The sequence below is a fragment of the Rudaea sp. 3F27F6 genome (assembly GCF_005503555.1).
GTDB lineage: Bacteria > Pseudomonadota > Gammaproteobacteria > Xanthomonadales > Rhodanobacteraceae > Rudaea.
Window position 1 is genome coordinate 231003 of the sequence record NZ_SCNG01000001.1, and the last position, 25607, is coordinate 256609.

Below are 25607 nucleotides of genomic sequence, written 5' to 3' on the forward strand. Positions count from 1 at the left end.
GTCCTCGTTCATGTCGAGCCCGATCAATCCGAATCTGTTGGCGAAGACGGATGTGCTCGCCGCACGCTTCGCCCCGCGCGAGCCGTTCCGCCACATCGTCATCGACGATTTCTTTTCGCCCGATTACGCCGCACAGTTGCTCGACCAATTTCCGCCGTTCGAGCGCGGCAACGCGCGCAACGAGGCGGGCGAGCTAGGCAACAAATCGACCGTGGAGCGCATTCGCGGGCTCGGCGCCGCCTACGCCGCGCTCGACGACCTCGTGCAATCGCGCGAATTTCTCGACCTGATCAGCCGTATCACCGGCATCGATAGCTTGCTCTACGATCCGTGGTACTTCGGCGGCGGCACCCACGAAAACCGCCAGGGTCAGGACCTCGACGCGCACGTCGACTTCAACCGCCATCCGGTGAACCGCTGGCACCGGCGCCTCAATCTGATCGTCTATCTCAACCATGAGTGGCAGGACGACTGGGGCGGATCGCTGCAGCTGCACAGCGATCCGCGCAGCGCCGACGATCGCGTCATCACCATCACGCCGCGCTTCAATCGCGCAGTGATCTTCGAAACCACCGAAACGAGCTGGCACGGTTTTCCGCGCATCGCCCTGCCTGAAGACAGGCAGACGCTCGCGCGCAAGTCGGTGGCGCTGTATTTCTACACGACGGACCGCCCGGTCGAAGAAACCGCGAGCACGCATTCGACGATCTACGTCGACGCACCGCTGCCCGCGCGCTTCGCCGCCGGGCGCACGCTCGATGCGGCCGACGTCGAAGAGCTGCGCGGCCTGCTCGCGCGGCGCGACCAACATAATCAGCGCCTCTATCGCGATCTGACTGCGATGACGGGGCAATTCGAGCAGGCCCAGGCCGCGCTGTACGGCGGTCGGCTCGGGCGTCTGCGCCACGTCGCCCAGGTCGCACTGCGGCGCTGGCGCGGCAGTTGAGCGGATCGAGTTCACCTCGCTCGCACAGTCCATGATCCGTTCCTTCCTGCGCCGCCATGTCGTTCCGCTCGCGCGGCGGCTGCCGCCCGCGGTGCAGGAGCCCTTGCGCGAAGTCTGGCGCGCGTTCGCCCCGCGCGCGATCGCGCACACGGGCCGCATCGACGATGCCGCGTACCGCGCACACGTCGACAACGAAACCGCGATCTTCGAGACGCAGACCGAAGTCCACGACCTGCCGCCGATCGCGCACTACTGGTCGAACAAATATCTGCGCCCACGCCTGGAGACGTTCGGCTTCTCCGATCCCGAGCAGTTCTTCATTGCGACTCTCGAACGCGCCTTCCGCGCAACGACGGCGCGGCCGGCGCGCTTCGTCAGCATCGGCGCCGGCAACTGCGACACCGAAGTGCGCATCGCTGTGGCCCTGCGCGAACGCGGGATCACCGATTTCACTATCGACTGCCTCGAACTCAACCGCGCGATGCGCGAGCGCGGCGCGGCGCTCGCCCACGAGGCCGGCGTCGGCGGGCAGGTGCTGCCGATCGAAGCCGACTTCAATCGCTGGCAGCCGCAGCGCCGCTATGACGCCGTCATCGCCAATCAGAGCCTGCACCACGTCGTCGATCTGGAAGGTTTGTTCGATGCGATCGTGCGCAGTCTTTCCGTGCACGGCGTCTTCGCCACATCGGACATGATCGGCCGCAACGGTCACCAGCGCTGGCCCGAGGCGCTCGCGATCGTGCGCGAACTTTGGCGCGAACTGCCACCAAGCTATCGCTACAACCTGCAACTCAAACGCCGCGAGAAGACCTTCCGCGACTGGGACTGCTCGCGCGAAGGCTTCGAGGGCGTGCGCGCGCAAGACGTGCTGCCTTTGCTGGTCGAGCGCTTCGGCTTCGACTTCTTCTACGCCTACTCGAATCTGATCGACCCTTTCATCGACCGCAGCTTCGGCCCGCACTTCGACGCCGCTTCGCCGGCCGATCTCGCCTTTATCGACCGCGTGCAGGAGCGCGACGACGCCGAGATTCTCGCCGGCAACATCACGCCGACGCATATGCTCGCGGTGCTGCGCGCCAAGTCGCCCGGACGCGGCGAACGCGCGGCCCCGGTCGTCTGGCGGCATCTGACGCCCGAATTCTGCCTGCGCAAGCAGCCTCTACCGCGCTGAAGGTGCCGCGGGCGCGGCGCAAATGCGGACGCGCCGCCGCGATTCGCCGCACAAATTCGCTATGATTCGACCAGGGGATATTTCGCGGCGCGGCGGATGCCGCACGATCGCGATCACGGGTTGCCTCGCCGCGATCCTCGCCGGCGCCGGGCCCGCAGCACCTCCGCTACACGACTCGCCCATCTCACGGAATCGCGGCAAATGATCAAACTCGCCCTGGTCGTGCCCTGCTACAACGAAGAAGCCGTGCTGCCGGCCGCGATCGCGCGCCTGACCGCGTTGCGCGACGAACTCGTCGGCGAGAATCTGATCGACGCCGATTCTTCGATCACCTTCGTCGACGACGGCTCGACCGACCGCACCTGGCCGCTGATCGAGAGCGCCGCGGCCAACGACGCCGGCATCCATGGCATCAAGTTGGCGAAGAATCGCGGCCATCAGAACGCGTTGATCGCGGGATTGCTCAGCGTATCCGGCGACGTGCTGATCAGCATCGACGCCGATCTGCAGGACGACCCCGGCGCGATCCGCGACATGCTCGCGCGATACTCGGAAGGCGCGCAAATCGTATACGGCATACGCGCTCTGCGCGAGACCGACACCTGGTTCAAGCGTTGGACCGCAGAGAGTTTTTATCGCCTGATGCGCCTGCTCGGCGCCGATGTCGTCTTCAATCATGCCGACTACCGGCTGATGAGCCGGACCGCGATCGACGCGCTCAAGCAGTTCGAAGAGGTCAACCTGTTCCTGCGCGGCATCGTTCCGCAGCTCGGCTTCAAGACCGCCAAGGTCTACTACGCGCGCGCCGGGCGTTTTGCGGGAGAATCGAAATATCCGATGCGCAAGATGCTCTCTCTCGCATGGAACGGGCTGACCTCGCTGACTTCCGCGCCGCTGCGCTGGATCACCCTGTTCGGCATCGTCGTATCGATCTTCAGCTTTGCGATCACCTGCTGGATTCTGGTGCGCAGCTTCTTGTTCAGCGTCAGCGTACCCGGCTGGGCGTCGACGGTCGTGCCGGTCTATTTCCTCGGCGGCATACAGCTGCTCGGCATCGGCATCATCGGCGAATACATCGCCAAGATCTATCTGGAAACAAAGCGCCGGCCCCGTTACATTGTCGAGAAAATCATCTAGGGCTCATGACGAACGATTTCCGTTGTCTGCTTTGCGAAGGACAAGACGCGGAGTTGGTCTTCCCTCGCTGCAAGGACTATTACCTCGGTACCCCACACGTCGTCGACTATGTTCGCTGCACGCGATGCGCCCTGCTGCAGCAGTTTCCACGCCCCCCGGATACAAGCGCACTGTACAGCGACTATCCGATACACGCTGCCAAGTCACCTTTGTTCAAGCTGCTGCGGCGTGTCGTTATGGCGGACATGTATTTTTCGCCTGCGCAGAAGGTACATGCGACCCTGCTTGACTATGGCTGCGGCGACGGCGGTTTCCTCGACACGTTGTCGACACGGCGCGATCTGCGCTTGATCGGCTACGAACGCGGCGCGGCCCAAGCGGCACATGTGCAGGCGGCGCTCAGCGTGCCGATCCATTCCACGCGCTCCGCGCTGTTGGCCAGCGAAGAAGGCAATGTCGATGTATTGACCTTGCATATGGTGCTCGAGCACGTGCTCGACCCCGGAGAGGTCTTCGCGGACGCGCAGCGGCTGCTGAAACCGCAGGGCACGATGTACGTGGTCGTACCCGACGCCGAATCTTTCGAAGCGCGCCTGTTCGGCAAAAAGTGGCATAGCCTCGATGCGCCGAGGCACATCTGTTTTCCCGGCAAGCCGCACATACAGGAATTGGCGCAGCAATACGGCTTCGACCTCGTGCGCGACCGACCGGCGGCATTCCCGAATGGATTCGCAGGAAGCCTCGCCGTCGTTCTTGCCGGCCGCTTCCACTTTGCGCTGTTCGCCGCACTCCTGCCGTTCGGCCTGTTGTTCTCGCGCCTCGTGCCGACAGGCGCTCATGCGTATTGGCTGACGAAGCGCTGATCCGGGTCGGACCCGCCGTTCGGCTCGTGCCGATGCGCCGGCTGTGCACCGCATGTCAGGCGCGGAAAACCAGCGACCTGTGCATGAAATTTGCCAGCAACAGCGTCGGCGGAGCCGAAAACAGACCGGCCAGCGGGGCGCCAACACCAAAGTGCATCAGCGCTCCGATAAAACCGAGATTGACCACATACAGCACCGGCCAGACGAAAAGATACGGCAGCAGCTTGCGCGGATCGCGGTTGGCGAAGACAAAGACACTGTGCGTGGTGAAATTGATCAAGATACCGATGACCAGCGAAATGAGGCTCGCCCATGGCACGGCAAGCCCCAGCCAGAGCATCGTCCAATAGACGACGAGGTTGAAGCCGGTATTCGCTGCACCGACCACGAGATAACGCACGAATTGCGGATGCATGAGCGCCCTGAAGCGGCGAACCCAAAATGGGCCCGGCCTCGGCATCTAAGCTTCCCGCCGGTAGCGCAGGTGCAGTTCGTGAAACACGAACCAGTCGCCTACTGCTTCCGCGTCGACAGGAAAGTAGCCGGCCCGATCGAGAACGTAACCTTCGCATCGCTCGAGTCCGTTGTCGCGCAACCAGTCGAGATTGACGAAGGTCTTGTGCACCGCGCTCGACGCGTAGCCCTTGGCACTCGGCACGACAGCAACGATAGTCGTCACACCGAGTCTTCGGCAGGCGCCCCAGAGTTTGTGCATCACCTGCGCCGTGTCGCTGAAGTGTTCGAGCACGTGCGAGATGACCAGGGAACGGTAGCGGTTCGGCTCCAGTGGCGACAGCGAGAAATCGTCGGCCGCGGCATCGTACAGGCGCACGTCCATCCCGTCCTGCTGTAGCGCTTCGACCAAATGCGGATTGACCTCGAGTCCGACCGAGCCCGCCGGCAGACGCGCAAGTATCTGGCCTGCGCCGCAGCCGAAGTCGATCGTCGGCCCCGATATCTCGCGCAATACGCGATCGAGATAGAGTTTCTTGACCAGTCGGCGCAGCGGATGGCGGCTGCGCCGCAGTTGTTCCGCGGCATAGGCGCGATCGAATTCCTGCGCGGTATCGCTCATGCTGCCGTCCGTCCGCGCCGCAGCAGCCACCAGTACACGGCCTGGCGCAGATGCGCATTGATCTTCGCCACACCGATGCCGAGCGCGAGATCCGTGCGACCGATGCGATAGCCCGGCGTACTTTGATAGGCGCGCGCAAATGCGGCGAACTCTTCGCTCTGGCGCCGGCCGATCGCCACGCTCCACGAGCCCGGCGAAATACGGAACGACGAAAGCGGTTCGGCAAGGTAGTGCGCGTCGCCCTCGCGCAGGGCGCGAAACCAGTAGTCGAGATCGATCATGTAACCGTAGCGGCCGTCGAACTTCCCGATGCGCGCGGCGAGTTCGCGGCGCATCAGCACATTGCCCGGCTCGCCGACCAAGTTGGTGCCTTTGCGAATACAGGAGGCGATCAAGTCGGCGGCGGCGATACGGCGATCGCGGCCACCGAAGGCCGCGCGCCGCAGAACCCGGCGTTCGGCCGCATCGATGAAGTCGCGTGTGCCGAAAACGAAGGCGAGACTGCGATCGCGATCCCGTTCCAGCACCGCGACTTGCCGCGCGAGACAATCCGCTGCGAGCAGATCGTCCTGCGGCAGCAGCTTGAAGTAAGTTCCGCGTGCCTCGTCGAGACAACGGTTCCAGTTGCCTTGTGCGCCGAGATTGCGCGCATTGCGCAGATAGCGGATGCGCGGATCGGCATAGCTTTCCGCGATCGCCTGCGTGCCGTCCGGCGAATCGTCGTCGATCACAACCAGTTCAAAATCCGCGAAAGTCTGCGCAAACACCGAGTCGATCGTCGCGCGCAGATGAGCAGCGCCGAGATAGACGGGAATGCAAACGGAAACGAGCGGGGGTGGATTCTGCATGGGCCGCGCGACGTGGATCGGTATGGGAACTGTGGGTGCGGGCGGGGCATGATACCCGATCGGCGCCGGGCGGATTCGCCTCCGCCGCGCGCCGGTCGTGAGCCGTGCGGATTGGGTTAAACTGGCTTGGCGCCTCGCGCCGGCGACGCCAATCGAAAACCGAACGAAACTAGAATATGCCAATATCAGGCACCGGCATTTTCCCGCCCAGGCCGCACTGACCGCGTCGCGATGATGGATCTATCGTTTTTAGGCAGAAAGAAGCGAACCGCGCGCAATTCGATTTGCTGGATTGTAGGCACTTCGGTTTCCATCGAAGCCGGCGGCTATGTATCGAAATTGGCCGAGCGGCTGGCGTCCGCGGGCACGCAACTGCGCAATCTGTCGGTTGGCGATCAGACGTCGATCATGGGCTGCATGCGCGTGCTCGATGCGGAAATGCAAATCGAGGCGACGGACACCGTCGTTTGGGAATACAGCCTGCTCGATACCCTGCTCGTCGAAGAGGCCTACGTCCCAGAGGAGGACGTGATCCGCGCCAGACGCGTGGCGTGGCAGCACATTCTTCTGCGCGGCGCGCGGTTGATCGTGCTGATGACGCCGCCGAAGAAACATCTCGCGCGCAGAAGCCCGCTCGAATCTCTCTGCGCAGCGGATGCCACGGAACTCGGATTGACCGTTATCGATTTGCGCGATCTGTTCAGGCAGCTCGGTATCGTCGAAACATCGGCCGAATATCGCGACGATCGTCATCCGCGGATCGATTCGCCCGTGGTCGAGCGCACGGTCGACTCCGTTTTGCAGGCAATCGACGCGCCTGCGGCCGTTCGCAGCAACGCCATTCCTGCATGGGCAGCTGCGCACGCGCTAGACGCATGGAAATGGCATTCGGCCGAGAGACTCGCCGAGAGCTGCGGCCTGCCCTTGGCGGGCTTCAGCAACTCGCTCGTGAGTCTGCGCGCGTTGTCGCTCGACATCGACCGGCCGCTGCACGTCGACGCAGCGTCGCGCATCGTCGCCGCCGGCATCGTCAGCACGCATGACACGGGTAGTCTCTGGTGCCGCCACCCGCGTTGCGCATCGGCCTCGACGCGCTTGCCAGCCGATCTCGACTACGCGTTCCTGTTGCGCACGACCGCACTGCCCTGTTTGTCGCCGCGCATATCCGAACTCGGCTCTGCGCCGGATTACGCCTATTTTCGCGGCAACTGGGCGGATTACGGGCAAAAGCTGATCGACCGGCCCGGCCCCGTGTTCCTCAGCGGCTTGCTCACCGCGGCATAATCTGCGCCCGTGCCGAACGCCGATTCCAGCGACGAATCCCTGCGGAATTTTTTACCAATGCCCATGCCTGCCGTAATTGCAAAAATCGTCCGAACATGTCCGCTCTCGCGCTAAGCCCTCTTCGCATCCGCCGGTTGGCCTATTGGGTGCTGTGCGGTTTTTTCCTGCTTGCAGCGCTTTTGTATGCGTGGGCGACACTGTGCGCCATCATCAATTTCGGCTGGCGCCAGCCGATGTTCGACCAATGGCGCGAGTACGAGATTTTTCTCGGCGATGTGTTTCCGCTCAACGTAATCCAGAACGCGAACGGCCATCGGCCGATTTTTCCGAATCTGCTGCGAGTCGCTGAGATTCAGTGGCTGGATGCCAATCAATATCTGCAATTGACCGTCGGCACTCTTTGCGCCTACGCAATCGCTGCCATCGTCGCGATGGTCGGATGGACGGAAAAGCGCCTGCCGCTGGTCGCTCGATGCGCCTGCGTCATGCTGGCTGTATTGGGTCTCCTCTGGCTAGGCAATGCGCGCCGCCTTATGCACGGCAGCGAAGCGTTGCACGGCTATCTGCCGACGCTGGCGGTCCTGCTGGCCTGTCTTTGGACCTACGCATCGGCTCAGCGACGCAGTATCGCCCTGTTGTTTGCCGCCTCGGCGGCCTGCGTGGTGGCGACTTTCAGTTTCGGCGTGGGCCTCGCCGGCTTCGTTTGCGTCCTCGCGCTCGGACTGATGTTGCGCCTGCCGCTGCGCTGGCTGCTCGTTCCGCTGACCACGCTCGGTATTTCCCTGGTGCTGTACATCTTCGTGCTGCCGGGCGGACAAAACGTGCGTGCTCAAGTCAGCACGAGCCTCGTCGAGGGCGCGGTCGTCACGGCACAATGGCTGTCATCGCCGTGGTGCCTGATCTGGCTGGGCCTTGCCGACTACGGGACCGGGCCTTGGCCAGGCCACCACACTGCACTCGAATGGCTCATGCAGCACTCGGCCACGGGCCTCATGGCAATTACTGGCCTGAGCTGGCAAACATGGGGGGGCATCGTCGGCGGCGCCGGAATCGTCGCGTTAGCCTGGTACGTCCTGTCGCGATTGATTCGGCCGAAGCCGCTCAACCGATTGGAGGCCGTGGCCACCGGACTGGCGATCTACGCAGCCGCCAGCGCCGTGCTCAGCGTGTTTCCGCGAATCGCATCGTTTCACGCCCACCCCGACCAGATATTCGCCGACCGCTATATGACGTGGCCTTGCCTTTTCTGGCTTGGCCTTAGCTTGCTCGCCGTTTCATGGATCGCCCAGAGCGCGCGTCCTTTGCCCAAGGCCGTCGGCATTTTCGGCTTGATTTTGCTGCCGATCGTCATGGCGGTTTCGCAGCGCGATCAAACCATATGGAGTTTGCTGGTGTATCGATCTTCCCAGCAGGCCGCCGCGTCGCTGCGCAGCGGAATATTCGACGATGCGCATTTTCCCGGCGAGGACATGGGGGTGGAAGCGCGCATGCGCCAAGCTGCACTGTTGCGCAGCAAGCACCTGGCCATGTTCACCGACCCGGAGTGGCAACAGATCGGCGCACCCTGGCAGGGAAGTCTGGAAAAAGACCCGAATGTCGCCGCACATGCCTGCTGGCTCCAACCGGTGCTCGATTATCCTACTCAGCGCAACGCGGGCCATCTCGAAGGCGCCGTAACCCAAGGCAAACGCAGGGTCTACACCGAGGGTATGCTTGCCATCCTCGATGAGGACCGTCGCATCGCCGGCCTGACCGAATTCAGCCACGCCGCACCCAACGAACCCGACCTGCTTTTTCGCGTTCGCAGCAAACGCGGCTTCGACGGTTATGTACGCGACTTCGACGAGAACAAGAAATACGTGCTCGCCCTGCTCAACACTCATACCAAGCAAGGCATCACGCTCGGCACTGTCGATCCTCATTGCGAATGAATCGGGTGCCGCATGCTGCCGCCGAATAAAACCCCTATGCGGGATACCGCTTCGCCATTCGCCCGCTCCGGCTGGCTGCATGTGCCGGCAATCGTCGTCCTGAGCGGATACGTACTGCGCCGCCTGCTCTGGCTGCATTCCGAACAACCGGGCTATCCGGGTTTCATCGCGGATGTCTTCGGTGCCGTCTGCGCAGCACTGATTTTGCTCGGCCTGGCAGTCGGCCCCTGGCGCAAACGGCAATCTTGGTTTGTTCCGGTCCTGGCCGGCGCCGCGGCCGGCGTACTGTTCTTCGTGGCGACTTTAGGTTTCGCCCTGGTCGACCCCGGCAGTATCGAATGGCTGCTGCGCGGCGATTGGGCGCAGCACTTCGTCGGCTGGCATGTCTATCGCAATGCGCAGTGGATGTGGCCGCCCGGCGCCTTCGACGCGATCATGCATCCCGTCGGAACATCGATCAGCTATACCGATTCGCTGCCGCTCCTCGCCATACCGCTGAAGTTGTTCTCCGCATGGCTGCCTTGGAGATTTCAGTACATCGGCTTATGGCAATTGATCAATTGCGCGCTGCAGGGCGTATTCGGCGCTTTGCTCGTGCGCTGCTTTTCGCCGAGCTATGCAGTGCAGGTCATCGGCGCCGGATTTCTGCTGCTGGCGCCGGTCTTTCTCGGCCGCCTCGATCACGACACGCTCACAACGCAGTGGATTCTGCTTGCCGGACTCTGGCTGTATTTCAATCGCCTCGGTGCCACGAAAACGTTCGCCGGCTGGCTGATATTGGCAGCTGTCTCCGCACTCGTCCATCCCTACTTGAATGCGATGCTCGTTGCGATCGCATGCGCCTACTATTTGCGTGAAACCTACGTGGACAGGCGCCTGGCGGTTCGTAGCGCCGCCATCCGCTTCGCAGCCCTGCTCTGCATTACCTTGCTGGGCTTCTGGCTGTCCGGCGGCCTGCTGGTCCGCCCTTCGGGTGCCGGCATTTCTTTGGGCATTTACAACGCCAACCTGCTCGCCTGGATCGACCCCCAGTACATGTCGCGCTGGCTGCCGACGCTGCCTTCTGGCGGCAACGGACAGTACGAAGGATGCGGCTATCTCGGCCTTGGAGCGATTTTCCTGATCGTCATCGGCGTGATCGCGCTCGCCGCCAGGCGGGATTCGCAGATTTCCCCACAAAGACTGTGGCCTCTGCTGCTCGTCGCTGCCTTGATGACCGTGTATGCCTTCGGCACGAAGTTCACCGTCGGCAGCTTGACGCTCCTCGACATAACCCCGAATCGACACACTTTCCTGGATACATTTCGCAGCTCGGGACGCTTCATATGGCTCAGCTGCTACCTGCTTACGATATTCGGCATCGCCGCAGTCGCCGCGCGCGGCGGCCGCTTCGCCGTGCCGCTGCTGACCATCGGATTGGCCGTCCAGGTGTTCGACCTGACTCCGCTGCATGCGCGAACGTTCCGTCTGCGCGAGGGTGCCTACGCCCGCGAGGCGGAACCCGTATTGCACGATCCCTGGTGGAACGAGGCCGCGCAGGGCCGCCGCCATATCGTCCTGGTCCCACCGCTCGCCTGCGGGCAGCAGGCTGTGCCGTATTTCCCGTTTTCCCTGCTCGCCGGCGATCACGGGCTGACCGTCAATGTCGGCTATGTCGCTCGCTGGGACGGGCGCGGTTATGCCGATTACTGCACCGCGCTCAAGCAGCAGATCCCGGCAGGCGTACGCAACGCCGACACGCTGTACGTGGTGCGCCCCGATCAAATCGATGACTTCAGGAAAAGCAGCCCGGCCGACATGCAATGCACCGATGCCGACGGCTATGTCGGATGCCTTATGCCTCGTTCCGGCTAGGCGGCCTCTCATTGGCGGCACTTCGACAGTCCCGCGTTTGCGGCCTCAGGTCATTGGAAACAGCTCGCCCGCAGCGAATGTGGCGGCCATCAAGACAAGCAGAGAAACACTCGCGAGCATCCAGGCAAAAAATCCACTCGGACGTCTGAGCCAGCAGGCCAAAGCAAAGAATATCGGGACACAAGTGGACGCATAGCGCGCCATCGCTATCAAACTGCCGCTGTTCCACGGCAATGCCATCGAGAACAAGGTGAAAGCCGCGAATCCGAAGTAACCGCGCCAGGCCAGCCACATGGCCGCGCCGAGGCCGAGCAGGAGGCTGAACAGATTCGGCCACTGCGCATTCCACGGCTCGGCGAAGACGAGCGGATCGCGGTACCAGTGTTGCAACGGTTCGAGGAAATGCCCGCTTTCGCGCCCCCAGGCGACCTGGATATGTGCAAAAGCGAGCGGGTCGCCGGTCTTTCTCCACAATATCCACATGAAGGCGAGCAGGCCGAACGTTGCGAACAAGGCCAGTCCCGTGCGCTTCGCGAACCCCACCTGCCCGCGCGCCTGCCACCATAGCAGGGGCGCGAGGAGCACACCGACCAGGCGCGTTCCCGAGCACAGGCCCGCAAACAGCGTCGCCGATAGCCAGCGCCCTCTCTGCATCGCGAGCAGGCTCGACGAAAGCAGCAACAGGAACAGCGATTCCGTGTGCGGCAGCGAGAAGAAATACGACGTCGGCCAGAACGCGATGCAGAGCACTGCGCGTGTTGCGGTTTCGTCGTCCTTGAGCCGCCGCACCCAGCGCCAGATTTGCGCCAGTGCGAGCAGAAAGAAGATATTGGCCAACAACATCCCGCCCAGCCACGGAGGAATGCCGATGTCGATAAGCAGACGCCAAAGTTTGGGATGCAGCGGGAAGAATGCCCAATTCGCCTGCACACGCGTATCGAACGGACGCTTGACGTAGCCATGCTCGGCGACGTTCAGATACCAGCCGGCATCGCCGAAATAAGCGATCTCGGGAATGCGCTGGAAAAATCCCGGCGAGAAAATACGCACGACGCCCGCGGATTTCTGCGGATCGGCGCGATATTCGGCATAACCGAGACTCAGCGCAAAGACCGCAAAGATCAGCAGGCGCGAAAGAAAAAACGCATACAACGCGACTTTCAGTGCGCCCGGCCAATCGGACTTGCCAGAATCAACCGCCGCGGCGGCCGACGTTGGTACTGTGGACGTTTCCGGTATAGGCACGAGAACAATCTCCCTGAGTTCGTGCGGCGAACAGCCCCAACAACGGTCGCGTTCCGACCGCGGCGCGCGCCGAATGTCCAGAATCGTCGGCAAATGTAACAAAACGGTGTCGCGCGATGCCGAAGAGCCGTCGATACAGGCCACCCGCGAACAACCCTAGTGGGAGCGCTCAGCGCCCGCGCTGTTCGTCCAGCGTCAGTGCGACTTTGTCGCGCAGGTACACCGGCAGCGCGGCTTCGGGCGCAAGGCCCGCCCCGCGAGCGAACTGCGCCGCAGCGAGGCGCAGTACCGCTCGCGCCTGCGGATAGCGCGCACCGTCGGCGAACACCGGCGGCGCAGGCAGGCGTGCGGCGAGCGCTTCGCGATAGGCGTCCCAACCGGTACCGACGACGACCCAGCTGCGGCTCGACCCTTGTGTACTTTGCGGCAAATTCCACTTTTCCGCCGCGCCGACGGTTTCGTCCGAGATCGCTTCGACGAGGCCGTCGTCCGTGCGGCGGAACGCACCCGCATAGATCTCGCCCATGCGCGCATCGACTACGGAGAGAATCGGTAAATCGCGATGTGCGTCGTCGTCCGGGGCATCCAAAGCGAGCGCGGCAAGCGAAGACACTGGCACGACCGGCAGATCGAGCCCGAGCGCGAGTCCCTGCGCGACCGAAATCGCGAGCCTTACGCCAGTGAAAGCGCCCGGGCCGCGCCCGACCGCAATGCCACCGAGATCGCGGCGGCCGAGCCGCGCTTCGGTCAACAGCGAATCGATCATCGGCAGGATCAACTCCGCATGCCGGCGCGGGGCGAGTTCGCTGCGCTCGATGATCTTTCCATCGACACTCAGTGCGGCGGAACAGGCTTCGGTTGCGGTATCGATGGCGAGAAAATTCATGGTCTGTGCTGTTGCTTCCCTTCCCCTGCCGGAGAAGGTGCCCGAAGGGCGGTGAAGGAAAATCTGCCGCTGAAATGCAACTCCGTCGATCCCGGCGAGGACTCAGCCTCGCCTGCTGCACAATATGCGCCGGCTTCTCCCCGTGGGTGACGTCGATCACGAAGTGGCATAAGTGTACCAATCCACGCGCCGCGTCAGATACATCAGCGCCGCGACGACGACCAGCAGCGCAATCGCCCCCATCAGCAGCGAATACTGCTCGCTGACGACGAGGCCGTAGAGCAGTGCGTAAATCAACGCCAGCGCCGCGCCGAGTACCGCGCCCGCCTTGCGCGCGCGCAGGACGGCCGCCGCGTAGCCGCCGACGAGCAAAACCACAGCCGTCGCCGCGGCGAGATAGGCAAGGGCGAATCCGATCTGCTCCGACAGGGCCAGTAACACGACGTAGAACGTGGTCAGCGCAAGGCCGACAAGCAGATACTGCACCGGATGCACACGCAGCTTCTTCAGCACCTCGAACAGGAAGAACGCGACGAAGGTCAGTGCGACGAACAGCACGCCGTATTTGCCCGCGCGTTCGTTCTGTTGATAGACGTCCGCGGGCTGGTACAAATTCACTCCGAATGCCGCAGCGGCGGGATCGATGCTGCCTTCGCCCTCCTGCCAGTGCTGCCCATAGCTGCGGTTGAGATCGAGCACCTGCCATTGCGCCGAAAATCCCTTTTCGTCGACCGCACGCTGCGCCGGCAGGAAGCCGCCGACGAAACTGGGGTTCGGCCACGGCGCGGAAAGGCTCGCCTCCGTCTGCCGCGCGAGCGGCAGCCATTGCAGGCTGCCCGTGCCCGCCAGCGTGAGTTGCAGCTCGAAGCGGTGCGCTTCGTCCTCCTGCGCCGCCTTCACCCAGGTCGAAAGATCGAGCGACAACGCGATCGCGCGCAGCGCACCGCTGCCGTTGGCCGGGCCGAACACATGTTCCTTACCGTCTAACTTGAGCGTCGAGATGCGGCGTATGCCGCGCACGTCGGCGATCGGCAAACGCAGCTCGGCCTGATCGAAAAGATAGGTCGTCTCGCGCGTCTCCTCGGCAGCGCCCTTGCGCCCTTCAAGCGCGCGCAGATCGCGCGCGAGAAACTGCCCGTCGATCTTCAGCCCTGCCTCGTACACCGGGGTCGAGTAGATGCCGTAGCTGCGCAGCTCGGGTTTCAGGCTGCCGTTGATCGCCAGGCGGTCGGCGAGCACGATTTCAGTGTAGTCGTGCGTGACCCAGCCGCTCGAACTCTGCACACGCACGCGCTTGGGTATCGCCAACACCGGACCGCCGACATTCTGTGCCGCACCCCAGCGCTGGGCGATATCGCCGAGCGCCTGTGCGCGCAGGCTGCTGCGCTCGTCGATAAGGCTCTGCACCTGCACAAGCGGGATCAGCATCAACAGCGCGAGAAACGCGATGCCGAGCACCTTGAACGTGATCGATTGCGGGAGGTTCACTGCCATCGTCCTTCTCCGTGGGATTCCGGCGTTAATCACAAACGCCTGCGCAGGCAATAAAATGGACCTCACCGGGCGAATTGCGGTCGCAGGCTGGCCGCGATCTGACCCCATGACCTTGAAGGACTCCCCTGCATGTCGTTGATTTCCCCCAGCGCGGCGAACGCCGGCGACGAGATCGCCCGCCGCTTCCGCACCGCGCAACCGTTCCGCCACGTCGTCATCGACGGGTTTTTCGATCCGGCGTTCTGCCAGCGCATACTCGACGACTTTCCGCGCTTCGAAGACCGTTACGCCGTCAACGAAATGGGCGAAGTCGGCGGCAAAGCCGTGCGCATGGGTGTGCGCGAGCTGTCGCCGGCCTACGGCGAACTCGACGCACTTCTACAGACGCGGGAATTCCTCGACTACGTCGCGAAAGTCACCGGCATCCCCGATCTGCTCTACGACGAGGACTACGTCGGCGGAGGCACGCACGAGAACCGCGACGGGCAAAGTCTCGCCACGCACGTCGACTTCAACTATCACCCGCGCACGAACACGCACCGCCGCCTCAACCTGATCGTCTATCTCAATCACGAGTGGGACGAGTCCTGGGGCGGCGCGCTCGAGCTGCACTCCGACCCGTGGAACGCCGCGGCTAATCGCAAGCTCTCTGTGCTGCCGCTGTTCAACCGCGCGGTGATTTTCGAGACCAACGAAGTGTCGTGGCACGGCTTCGAGGAAATCCGCCTCCCGGACGACAAAAAATCGGTCTCGCGCAAGTCGTTCGCGATCTACCTGTACACCAAGGAGCGGCCCGCCGCCGAGACCGCGCCCTCGCATGCCACCGTCTACGTGCCCGACGGCATGCCCGCCGGCTGGAGCGCCGGCCGAGCGCTCGACGAGAACGACCTCAATCTCCTGCGCGGCCGCTTCGCGCATCTGCGCGGACAGCTCAAATACCTGTACGAACGCGAGAAGCACGACAGCAACCAGCTTGCGGTTCTGAGACACGCGGTCGAGGAAGCACGCGGCGCGTGGCGCCTGCCCCTGCAGGGCTACGTCAAGCAAACCGAGGCGCCGCAGGGCATCTGGAACGACGGCTGGGTCAGCCTGCATCTGCGCCTGAGCTTCGTGCCCCAGCGCGCCATGCACGGCATCGAAATCCAGCTGTCGACGCCGGCCCAACTGCCTGCGGATCAGATCCTATCGATCGAAATTGACGGCCAGCGCTGGGACCATCACATTGCGCGCGGTGCGCGCTCGACTATCTCGTTGAAAGTGAAACGCGCCGCAGGCGAAAGAGTCGAACTGAAGATCCACGCAGCAACGCATTTCGTGCCCGCCACGCTCGGCGAATCGGGCGACGATCGCGGATTGGCATGGATGCTCTGCGAGGCGATGGTGCTACATTGAGCGCAATCGAAAAAGAAGAAAACAATTGATGCTCGCCCGCATTTCGGCGCTGCTGAAACTCGTCGCAGCGACGGCGCTGATTCTCATCTTGACCGATGCCGCCGTATTCCGCAGCGGCCTCTATGCGCCGTGGATCGAGCCCAATTCGACCGCCGGTGCAACCGTCAGCGACATCGAGCTCATACGCCACTACACCGACCCGAAACGCAGGAACATTCTGGTACTCGGCAATTCCCAGATCGGCGAGGGATTTTCCTGGCCGACCGCGGACGCCGCTCTCGGCGCAAGCAATCTGCACTTCGTCAACGGATCGGTCGCGGGCACATCGCCAAGGGTGTGGAATTACCTGCTCAGAGAAGTCGATCCGAACGCCGATCGTTACGCGGGGATTGCCCTGATGGTCGATTACGATCTGTCGCTCTGGGGCGGACTCTCTGCCGACTATCCCCTCGACACCGCGTATGCCGCACCGTTGCTGCGACTCTCGGACCTGTTCGACTACCCTGCTTCGTTCCTAGACCCCGAATTGCGTGAACGCGCGCGACGCGCGATCTTGCTGCCCCTGCAGGCGATGCGCCTGGATCTGCTCGACTTCATTGCCAACCCAGCCAAACGCAGGCACGAAGTCCTGGTCGGCAGACCCGGTTGGATCGGGGCCGGAGCCACCTATCCCGGGCACTCAGAAGCCTTACCCCAGCTGCCGCTTGATGCGGCGACCGCAATGCCAAGCGATTGGGGTGAAACCGATCCCGCTGCACTGAAGGCGAAACTCGAACCGTATTTCCACGGCCTACACAACAAGGCAGATGCCGCCGTCCGCAACGCGAACATGGCGTACTCGCGCGAATGGGTCGGCCGCATCGCCGCGCGTTACCACGCACGCGGAATTCCGGTCATCGTGTTCAGCGTGCCGCGTGGGCCTTGGCACGGATTGCTCGTGCCGCCACCGCAGCCCAATCCCGCCTTGCTGGAGCTAAGCAACGCCGGAAGCATTCATGTCCTGCCGGGCGACGCCTTCGTGCAGTTCGAAAAGCCGCAGTACTTTTTCGACACGCAGCATATGAACCACGCCGGCCGCGAAGCGTTCTCGGCTCTCCTCGCCGAAAAAATCGCGCCGTTGGTGCACTGAGCCCGCATGCTATTCGACACCCTTCAGTACTGGCTGTTCTTCGCCGTCGTTCTTCTGCTTCTCTCCGCGCTGCGTCCGACTGCCGGAAAATGGCTGCTGGTCGTCGCGAGCTACGTCTTCTACGCATGTTGGGACGTGCGCTTCGTCGCCCTGCTCGGCGCCTCGACACTGGCGAACTGGCTGTTCGGCCTGTGGATCGACGACAGTGAGGACAAGTCGCGAAAACGCGCGCTGATCTGCGCGATCGCGTTCAACTTGGTCACGCTCGGCTTCTTCAAGTATTTCAATTTCTTCGCCGACACGCTCGCCGCGCTGCTTCATCTCGACCCCCACGGCATGACTCTGCGCATCGTGCTTCCGGTCGGCATCAGCTTCTTCACCTTCGAAGGCATCGCCTATGCGGTCGATGTCTATCGACGCGACCTGCCTGCGCGGCGAAACGCACTCGACTTCGCCCTGTTCATTTCCTTCTTTCCGCATCTCATTGCCGGCCCGATCATTCGGCCGATGAATTTCTTCCCGCAGGTCGGTCTGCCACTCTCGCTGAGCGACGAGGATGCCCGCTGGGGACTGCGGGAAATTCTGAAAGGCCTGTTCAAGAAGATCGCTCTGTCGAATTTCTACGCGCCGATCGCGGATGCGTATTTCCACGGCGGCTTGTGGAACGGCGCTGCGGTGCCGGCCTGGATCGGCGTGCTCGCGTTCTCGATGCAGATCTATTTCGACTTCTCCGGCTATACCGACATCGCACGCGGCTGCGCGCGCCTGCTCGGCTATCGGTTCCCGTCGAATTTCGAGCGCCCCTACCTCTCCGCCGACATCAGCGATTTCTGGCGGCGCTGGCATATCTCGTTGTCGTCGTGGCTGCGCGACTATCTCTACGTCCCGCTCGGCGGCAACCGCAAAGGCGAGCTGCGCACGAGCACGAATTTGCTCATCGTCATGGGGCTCGGTGGACTTTGGCACGGCGCCAGTTGGAATTTCGCGGTCTGGGGCCTCTACCACGGCTCGCTGCTCGTCGGCCATCGCTACTGGCGCAAGGCTGTCGTCGGCAGCGGATGGGCCGGCACCGCCGATCATCCGGTTCTACGCCCATTCTGGATTGCGCTTACCTTTTTCCTCGTCACGCTCGGCTGGATACCGTTCCGCGCACCGGATTTCGCGACCACCTGGACGACGCTGCACGCGCTCGCCGTCATCCCGGACCTGCAGCTCGTCTATGCCTATCCCGCGATTGTGGCAATTCCTTTGCTGACTTTGCTCTTCTGCGGCTTCGATTACCAACGCCGTTTCCAGGACTGGCTCGCCACGCGCGCAAACTTCGCCACCGCGGTTGCCGCCGCAGTCGTCGCAGTGATCGCCCTGCAATTATTTGGCGAGATCGACGCGAAGATTCCGTTCGTCTACTTCCAGTTTTAATGGCCCGCCGACGAACGGGGCGTTCCTGCTAAAGAGAACTCGCCGGATTCGATCGATAGCACCGCAGCAGCATTTGCACCGCCTCGTCGTCGCCCGCGAACTCACAGGAGTCAATCGAAGCAATCGGTCGCACGGGCACGCTCGCATTGGTGAAGAACGCGGCGCGGAACGTGGCGAGCTCGGCGAGGCGCACGGTACGTGCGACGCTCGGCACCCCGGCGCCTGCCAGGCCGCTTTTCAGCGATTGCATGCTCACGCCGTCGAGCTGCGGCGCATCGGGCCAGACGATGCCGCCGTCGCGGTCGACGAAGCCGATGTTCCAGATCGAACCTTCGCTGACGATGCCGTTCTCGTCGACGAAGACGGCATCGTCGAAACCGGACTGCTGCGCGAGGCGCCGGTAGCGGAACAGCGGAAATGTGCCGACGTGCTTGATCGCCGCGTCGTCGCGCGCGTAACGGAATGATTTCAAGCGCAGCGGCGGCGCCGCATGCGGCGGCGATGCGGGTGCGACGATGATAAGCACGTCCGTTTCGACCGCTCGGTCGAGATGCTCGCGATCGAGCGCGCGCGAGAAAACATTGATGCGTACTGACAAATCGCGCGTGCTGTCGGCAACGGCATGGCGCAGGTAGCCGCGTACGCGTTCGCGATCGAGCTCGCTGCCGAACAGCTCGCGCGTCGCGTGCTGCAACCGGTCCAGATGCAGATTGAGGCCGCGCACACCGCCGTCTTCCACGCGCAGCGCGGTGAAATGTCCGTAGTTGGTCTGCACGAGATAGCGCAAATCGTCGACACCCGCAGGTGCGCCGTTGAGTTCGACACGCACCGCCGCGGTCTCCTTTTCCGCATGCGCGGACAAATCGGAGAGCGTGGGGGCAACCGATGGATCTTTTGTGGACATGACTCCCTCCGACCTCAGCCCTCTCCCACAAGCGGGGGTTCGGGCAAGAGCGCCTGTTCCGCCCGGCCTGCAACGGCGAAAAATTTCTCCACGTCCGCCGGCTCGCGCGTTATCGGCATCGGCGGCAGGCTCTTGAGAAACAGTTTGCCGTAGGCTTTACCTGTCAGTCGCGGGTCGCAAAGCATCAGCACGCCGCGATCGGCGACGTCGCGGATCAGACGGCCGACACCCTGTTTGAGCGCGATCACCGCAGCCGGCACCTGCCAGTCAAAGAACGGATTGCCGCCGCTTTCGCGCAGTGCATTGAGACGCGCGACCAAAACCGGATCATCAGGCGCGGCGAACGGCAGTTTGTCGATGATGACGCAGCTCAGGGCCTCGCCGGCCACGTCGACGCCTTCCCAGAAACTTGCCGCGCCGAGCAGGACGCCATTGCCCGATTCGCGGAACTGGGTGAGCAATTGGTGCCTCGGCGCGGTTCCCTGTATGAACAGCGGAAACGCCGAATCGGCGAGCAGGTCCGCCGCGCGACGCAGCGCGCGATGCGAGGTGAACAGCAGAAAGGTGCGGCCACGCGCCGCGTCGAGCACAGGCCTTGCGGCGGCGATCACGCGGTCGGTGTAGTCGGATGCGTTCGGGTCCGGCAGACCTTTCGGCAAATACATCAACGCCTGCCGCTGGTAGTCGAATGGGCTGAGCAGACTCAGGCTCACCGGATCATCAAGGCCGAGCTGGCGCGAGAAGTGCTGGAAATCGCCGGCCACCGACAAAGTCGCCGAAGTGAAAATCCAACTCGCGCGCGACTGCTCGCGCAGCGCGCGCATCGGTGGCGCCAGGTCGAGCGGCGTCGCATGAAACGAAAAGCCCTGCTGGAACAACTCGTACCAGTGCACCGCATCGTAGGCGCCGCCATCGAGCACCGAGTGCAGGCGCTGGCACATGCCCTCGGCGCGCTGATGCGCGCTGTCCATGCCCCGCGAGCGCTCCGAGTGCAGCCCAAGCGCTTCGGTCAAATTCTTCAATACGTCTTCGAGATCGCGCAGCTCGCTCTGCGCAATGCTGTCGTTTTCGATCAATGCGAACGCGCCCTTCGCGGGCAGCTTGTCGAGCGCAAGGCGCACACGGCGCAATGCCGGCGCCATCGCCTCGATCGGTGCTCTCAACGTGGCGAGCGCGCCGGTGACCTGCGCGCATTCCGCCAGCGCGTCCTGCGCAAGCTCGGTGAGCTGGCGCGACGTGATGCTCGTGGAAAAAAACACGCCGGCCAGCTCGGGAATCTGGTGCGCTTCGTCGAGAATGAACGCCTGAGCGCCCGGCAAGATTTCGCCGAAGCCTTCCTGCTTGATCGCCAGATCCGCGAACAGCAAATGATGATTGACGACGACGAGGTCGGCCTCCTGCGCCGCGCGCCGCGCCTTGACGACGAAGCAGTCGCCGAACATCGGGCAATCGGCGCCGAGGCAATTCTCTGCGGTCGACGTCACGCGCGGCCACAGCGGCGAGTCCTCCGGCACTTCGGCGAACTCGCCGCGATCGCCCGAAGCCGTGCGCTTCGACCACGCGCGGATCGCCTGCAAGTGCGCGACCTGTTCGCGCGAAGTCAGCCGTCCGTCGCGGCTGACCTGATCGGTGCGGTACAGGCACAAATAATTCGCCCGCCCCTTGAGCAGGCTCGTCTTCAGCCGCGCCCCGATCGTCGCGCGCACGCGCGGCAGATCGCGATGGAACAACTGGTCTTGCAGCGTCTTCGTCCCGGTCGATACGATCACGCGCTTGCCCGAGCGCAGCGCGGGCACGAGATAAGCAAAGGTCTTGCCCGTGCCGGTGCCCGCTTCCGCAATCAAGATTTCGCGATCGGCAATCGCTTCCTCGACCGCGTCGGCCATCACTTGCTGGGATTCGCGCGGAGCGAAGTTCGCCACCTCGTGGGCGAACGGGCCGTCGGGGCCGAGCAGCTCATGCGCGCTTTGGCTTTGGCCGATCACTTCGTTGCGCCTTTGTTTCCGTTGTTTTCGTCGTGGTTATTCGTTGTGGCTACGTATTTCGTTGTTGCCACGCATCTGGGGGCGCGATTCATGTCGCTCGGCTTTGCTCTCTGCTCGTCATTCCTGAGGCTCTCAACAGCCCAATGGCTGGTCAAGCAGGAATCCAGCTCTCGCGTATGCTCGTCATTCCCGCGTGCTCTTAGCGGGAATCCAGTGACTTTGCTTTTGTTTGCGTTGATTTCGGAGCAAAGGCTTCCACTCGCCCTACGGGCGAGCGGGTTACTTTCTTTGCTTGCCCAAAGAAAGTAACCAAAGAAATGCACCCCGGGAGCCGCGCTCGCAGCTTCGCTGCGAGTCCGCAAGGTCATGCCGGGGTTTGCTCGATGGACATCCATGTCCATTCGCGAACTCGCGCGCATCCTGCGCGCGACCCTATGGGCTGATCCGTCATGCCCTCGCCGCGGCTGACGGGGACCCAAGATCAAAAGCCACAGCCTACGAAGGTGGCCGTTGCTTTGGCACGCACGATGTGCGCTGCTTTCGCTTCTCCGGGCCCCCATTACATTGCGGCGGCAGCGGACGAAAAGGCCCGTCAGGGGCGGCGCGATGGATCGCGCCGATTCCGCTATTGCATACGGATGTGCAATTAGCGGAACCCGGCCGTTGACGAGAATCCTATGGGCAGGATGCCCATAGGGCGCAATGTTCTGGGGCGGCGTCTTTTGGTTACTTTTCTTCGCTGCTGAAGAAAAGTGACCCGCTCGCCCAAAGGGCGAGTGGAAGCCTTTGCTCTCAAACAAAAACAAAAAAAGCAAAGTCGCTGGATCCCCGCTAAGAACATGCGGGGATGACGAGCGAAAGCGGGCATGACGAGCAAAGGAGAGAGCCAAGCGCAGCGCCAACCGTCAATAGCGCGCAGGCGCCGCCTGCTTGCACGCGGCGACCTGCGCCTGGGCCTGCTCGGCGCCCGCGGCGTCGCCGAGCGCGTTGCGGACCTCGACGAGCGTCTGCTGGTTGCGCGCGCACAGCGCTCCGACCTTGGGACCGGCGTCGTAGGACTTCTGCGCAACTTCGCCGGCCTGGCGCCATTCGCGCAATTCGACGAGGAGTTCGGCTTCGAACTGCAAAATGTCGGGCCCGGGCCCGGCGATCTTCTCGGCCTTGCGTACCGCGTCGAGCGCCGGTGCGAACTGACCCTGCGCTTCGAGATCGCGCGCCTGCTTGAGCAGGCCGTCGACCGCCGGGTCGCGCAGCGGCTTCACTTCGACGGCGGACTCGACCTTGGAGCCGGCCGCGCGGATCGCAGTGACCGCAGCGCTCGGATCGCGGTCAGGTTTGGCCGCGACCTTGGCCGGCGGAGCGGGCTGGGTGCAGGCGGCGAGCAGCGCGCCGGATGCGACGGCGAGAACGGCAAACTTGGAAAAATTCATGTTTAGACCCGGAAGCGGAACGGCGTTCATTTGCTCGCCGCCGCGATCAAAATTTTCGCGACGGCGCTCCGCGCATAGTTTACGGGTTTCCGCTGAAAATCGACTTGATCTCTTGCAGAACGCAGCCGTCCGTCTCGGTCGGGGCGAAGCCGGACATGAACGGCAGTTGCCGCGCGCCCGCGCAATGCGCCTCGGTGCGCTGGCCCGACTGCGGATTGACCGTGACCATGTCGATACCGTCGAGAGGAATATCGAGCGGCGCGCTCGGCAATTTTTTGAACAGCGCTACCCAGGTGGCCACGCCGCCGCTCCAGCTCCACAGGCCGGTGACCTTGTTGTCGTCACGGCCGACCCAGATGACCGCGAGGTGCGAACCGGTGAAACCGGCGAACCAGGCGTCGCGCTGCGAATCGCTGGTGCCGGTCTTGCCGGCCGCGTGCAGGTTGCCGAGGCCTTGATCGGAGATCGCATGCGCGGTGCCGTGTTCGGTGACGTCCTGCATGGCGAACGTGACCAGCCGCGCGGGCTGGATGTAGTTGCCCGCGCCGGGCTTCACGCCGTAGCGTGCCAGCGCCTTGCCCTGCGCATCGACTACGCCGCGCAGCGCGCGCAGCGGCAGCGCGTGACCGTCGGCGGCGAAATATTGGTAGAGCTGGGCGACTTGGAACGGCGACAGATCGACCGCGCCGAGCAGCAGTGATGGATTCGGATTGATATCCGCATCGAGGCGGAACGATTCGAGCAGGCCGCGAATCTTCGGCAGGCCCAGGGCGAGGCCGAGATGAACCGTGGCGAGGTTGTACGAATGCGCAAGCACGTCGATCATCGGCACGTTGCCGTGACTGAGCCGATCGTCGTTCTGCGGCGTCCAGCGCGAACCGTTCGGCATCGCCATGTCGACCGGCGAATCGTCGAGCAGGGTCGCGAGCGAGTATTTGTCCGGCTGCGCGAGCGCGACGAGATTGACGAACGGCTTGACCAGCGAGCCGATCGGCCTCCGCGCGTCGAGCGCACGGTTGAAACCGGGATCGGCCGGATCGCGTGCGCCGATCAGCGCCTGCACTTCGCCGTCGCGCGCGCCGGTGACGACCATCGCGCCCTGGGTCTCGGCCTGCTTCTTGCCTAGGCCGTCGAGCGTCTTGACCAACGCCTGCTCGGCCAACGCCTGCGTCGACGGCGCCAGTGTCGTGTAGACAACGAGGCCCGCGCGCTGCAGCTGCGCATCGGGATAATCGTGCTGGAGCTGCTGGCGCACGAGATCGAGGAAAGCCGGGTAGCGGTTGCGCGGCAGGCCGGGCGTATCGGCCACGCCGAGCTTTTCGTCGCGCGCCGACTTGAACGTGTCCGCGTCGATCAGGCCAGTCTCATAGAACGAATTGAGCACGATATTGCGCCGGGTCAACGCACGCTCGGGACTGCGCCGCGGATCGTACAAACTCGGCCCCTGCACCATGCCGACGAGCAGGGCGATCTCGGCCGGCTTGAGGTCTTTGGCATCGCGGCCGAAATAGAACTCCGCGGCCGCGGCGAAGCCGTGCACCGCTTGACCGCCCTGCTGGCCGAGGAAGACCTCGTTCATGTAAGTCTCGAGGATGCGGTGCTTGTCGTAGCGCGCCTCGATCAGCAGCGAGATGATCGCCTCGTTGAACTTGCGTGCAAACTTGCGGCTGTTGTCGAGAAACAGATTCTTGACCAGCTGCTGGGTCAGCGTGCTGCCGCCCTGGACCATGCGTCCGGCGAACAGATTGGTGAGCATCGCGCGCACGATCGCGAAGGTGTTGATGCCGTGATGATGCTTGAACTCGCGGTCCTCGACCGCCTGCAGGCCGGCAACGAGCAACGGCGGCAACTGTTCAAGCTTGACCACGCGGCGCTCCTCCTGCTCGGAGCCGTAAAGCGTGGCAATGCGCGCCGGGTCGAGCCGCGCGTATTCGAGCGCCGCACCGGTGTCTGCATCGGCGACGCTCGCCACCGCGTTGCCCGACAGCGTCACCGCGACCCTGCGCTGCTTCTGCGCGCCTTCGGCATCGACGAAGGCGCGCCGCGCGATGACGAACTTCGCCCCGTTACGCACATAGGTGCCGGGCAGTTTCGCCGCCGCGTCGGCTTCGTAGCGTGACGCGTCGAGCTCCATCAGCAAGACCTCCGCCGACATCGGCGTGCCCGCGCGCAGTTCGAGCGGCCGCGCGTAGACGCGGCTCGGCAGATCCCAGGAAAAATCGTCGAATCGGCTGCGCAGTTGCGCGTCGAGATTCTGCACATACAGCGGCAGGAAACCGGCCGCGAATCCGAGGCCGAGCCAGAACGGCACGCGCGCGAAGCGCCAGACGAAGCGGAACGTTTCTAGCGAAGTAGACAGGAAAGACAAAAAAAGGGTACCTCACTCCATTGGAAAGGTTGGCCGGCAACGCCGCTTTCTGATCCGCGCCATGATGAACGACGGCTTGGGCAAACTCTACTCGATCAGCCTGAACAACAAGCCCCCGCGATGACTTTGCGCCGCGCATCCGCGATAATTTCCGCGTTTAGCCACAATTGGCCACGGATTTTGCAGATGCTCCAAGAGCAATATCGACCTGACCGCACGCCATCAGGGGGCTTACGCGCGCCGGAC

At 63.3% G+C, this 25607-nt stretch carries 20 protein-coding genes; 10 read left to right on the forward strand and 10 right to left on the reverse strand.

What is annotated here, in order from left to right; all coding sequences use genetic code 11:
• Positions 1-10 precede the first annotated feature (10 nt).
• The 4 genes from FFS30_RS01040 (at position 11) to FFS30_RS01055 (ending at position 4117) form a co-directional block, all read left to right on the forward strand.
• Positions 11-946 carry a 2OG-Fe(II) oxygenase gene (locus tag FFS30_RS01040; RefSeq protein WP_137911255.1) on the forward strand — a complete coding sequence of 312 codons (936 nt, stop codon included), beginning with the start codon at positions 11-13 and terminating at the stop codon, positions 944-946.
• Between the two features lie 31 nt (positions 947-977).
• The gene (locus tag FFS30_RS01045; protein WP_137911256.1) at positions 978-2117 is read left to right on the forward strand and encodes a class I SAM-dependent methyltransferase; all 1140 of its coding nucleotides are present in this window, start codon (positions 978-980) and stop codon (positions 2115-2117) included.
• A gap of 201 nt (positions 2118-2318) precedes the next feature.
• A complete protein-coding gene (locus FFS30_RS01050; protein WP_137911257.1) occupies positions 2319-3254 on the forward strand; it encodes a glycosyltransferase family 2 protein in 936 nt (311 codons plus the stop codon).
• A gap of 209 nt (positions 3255-3463) precedes the next feature.
• Positions 3464-4117, forward strand: coding sequence for a class I SAM-dependent methyltransferase (locus tag FFS30_RS01055; RefSeq protein WP_171014349.1), 654 nt, complete (start codon positions 3464-3466; stop codon positions 4115-4117).
• Positions 4118-4172: 55 nt separating this feature from the next.
• On the opposite strand, the gene FFS30_RS01060 is transcribed toward FFS30_RS01055, so the two are convergent.
• The 3 genes from FFS30_RS01060 to FFS30_RS01070 are packed head-to-tail and all read right to left on the reverse strand — an operon-like array spanning position 4173 to position 6040.
• Positions 4173-4532: a GtrA family protein gene (locus FFS30_RS01060; RefSeq protein WP_171014350.1), complete on the reverse strand. Its 360-nt coding sequence runs from the start codon at positions 4530-4532 to the stop codon at positions 4173-4175.
• 45 nt (positions 4533-4577) lie between these two features.
• Positions 4578-5192 (reverse strand): methyltransferase domain-containing protein, encoded by a 615-nt coding sequence (locus FFS30_RS01065; protein ID WP_137911260.1) that lies wholly within the window; start codon positions 5190-5192, stop codon positions 4578-4580.
• The gene (locus FFS30_RS01070) at positions 5189-6040 is read right to left on the reverse strand and encodes a glycosyltransferase (protein ID WP_137911261.1); all 852 of its coding nucleotides are present in this window, start codon (positions 6038-6040) and stop codon (positions 5189-5191) included. The genes FFS30_RS01065 and FFS30_RS01070 overlap by 4 nt, the downstream gene beginning before the upstream one ends.
• Before the next feature lie 339 nt (positions 6041-6379).
• Between FFS30_RS01070 and FFS30_RS01075 the strand changes: the two genes are divergently transcribed.
• The 3 genes from FFS30_RS01075 (at position 6380) to FFS30_RS01085 (ending at position 11109) form a co-directional block, all read left to right on the forward strand.
• On the forward strand, positions 6380-7324 hold the full coding sequence (locus tag FFS30_RS01075) for a hypothetical protein (RefSeq protein ID WP_137911262.1): 945 nt from the start codon (positions 6380-6382) through the stop codon (positions 7322-7324).
• A gap of 95 nt (positions 7325-7419) precedes the next feature.
• The gene (locus FFS30_RS01080; protein WP_137911263.1) at positions 7420-9255 is read left to right on the forward strand and encodes a hypothetical protein; all 1836 of its coding nucleotides are present in this window, start codon (positions 7420-7422) and stop codon (positions 9253-9255) included.
• A 36-nt stretch (positions 9256-9291) separates the two neighbouring features.
• Positions 9292-11109, forward strand: a complete 1818-nt coding sequence (locus tag FFS30_RS01085; protein WP_137911264.1) for a DUF6311 domain-containing protein — start codon at positions 9292-9294, stop codon at positions 11107-11109.
• 45 nt (positions 11110-11154) lie between these two features.
• Here the strand turns inward: FFS30_RS01085 and FFS30_RS01090 are convergent, their stop codons facing one another.
• The 3 genes from FFS30_RS01090 to creD all read right to left on the reverse strand — a co-directional run bounded on the left by FFS30_RS01090 (position 11155) and on the right by creD (position 14734).
• Positions 11155-12354 (reverse strand): mannosyltransferase family protein, encoded by a 1200-nt coding sequence (locus FFS30_RS01090; RefSeq protein ID WP_137911265.1) that lies wholly within the window; start codon positions 12352-12354, stop codon positions 11155-11157.
• Positions 12355-12523: 169 nt separating this feature from the next.
• On the reverse strand, positions 12524-13240 hold the full coding sequence (gene tsaB, locus FFS30_RS01095; protein WP_137911266.1) for a tRNA (adenosine(37)-N6)-threonylcarbamoyltransferase complex dimerization subunit type 1 TsaB: 717 nt from the start codon (positions 13238-13240) through the stop codon (positions 12524-12526).
• Between the two features lie 156 nt (positions 13241-13396).
• Complete coding sequence (gene creD / locus FFS30_RS01100; protein WP_137911267.1) at positions 13397-14734, reverse strand: cell envelope integrity protein CreD; 1338 nt, start codon at positions 14732-14734, stop codon at positions 13397-13399.
• Between the two features lie 129 nt (positions 14735-14863).
• Between creD and FFS30_RS01105 the strand changes: the two genes are divergently transcribed.
• From FFS30_RS01105 to FFS30_RS01115, 3 genes are read left to right on the forward strand one after another with little or no spacing between them, the layout of a single operon-like run.
• A complete protein-coding gene (locus tag FFS30_RS01105; protein WP_137911268.1) occupies positions 14864-16126 on the forward strand; it encodes a 2OG-Fe(II) oxygenase in 1263 nt (420 codons plus the stop codon).
• 25 nt (positions 16127-16151) lie between these two features.
• Positions 16152-17255 (forward strand): hypothetical protein, encoded by a 1104-nt coding sequence (locus tag FFS30_RS01110; protein ID WP_137911269.1) that lies wholly within the window; start codon positions 16152-16154, stop codon positions 17253-17255.
• Between the two features lie 6 nt (positions 17256-17261).
• On the forward strand, positions 17262-18674 hold the full coding sequence (locus FFS30_RS01115) for an MBOAT family O-acyltransferase (RefSeq protein WP_137911270.1): 1413 nt from the start codon (positions 17262-17264) through the stop codon (positions 18672-18674).
• A gap of 28 nt (positions 18675-18702) precedes the next feature.
• Here FFS30_RS01115 and FFS30_RS01120 read toward each other — a convergent pair whose 3' ends face one another.
• The 4 genes from FFS30_RS01120 to mrcB all read right to left on the reverse strand — a co-directional run bounded on the left by FFS30_RS01120 (position 18703) and on the right by mrcB (position 25361).
• Complete coding sequence (locus FFS30_RS01120) at positions 18703-19578, reverse strand: aminotransferase class IV family protein (protein ID WP_137911271.1); 876 nt, start codon at positions 19576-19578, stop codon at positions 18703-18705.
• 14 nt (positions 19579-19592) lie between these two features.
• Positions 19593-21563 carry an ATP-dependent DNA helicase gene (locus FFS30_RS01125; RefSeq protein WP_137911272.1) on the reverse strand — a complete coding sequence of 657 codons (1971 nt, stop codon included), beginning with the start codon at positions 21561-21563 and terminating at the stop codon, positions 19593-19595.
• Positions 21564-22468: 905 nt separating this feature from the next.
• Positions 22469-22993, reverse strand: coding sequence for a tetratricopeptide repeat protein (locus tag FFS30_RS01130; protein WP_137911273.1), 525 nt, complete (start codon positions 22991-22993; stop codon positions 22469-22471).
• 79 nt (positions 22994-23072) lie between these two features.
• On the reverse strand, positions 23073-25361 hold the full coding sequence (gene mrcB / locus FFS30_RS01135) for a penicillin-binding protein 1B (RefSeq protein ID WP_137911274.1): 2289 nt from the start codon (positions 25359-25361) through the stop codon (positions 23073-23075).
• Positions 25362-25607: the final 246 nt, after the last annotated feature.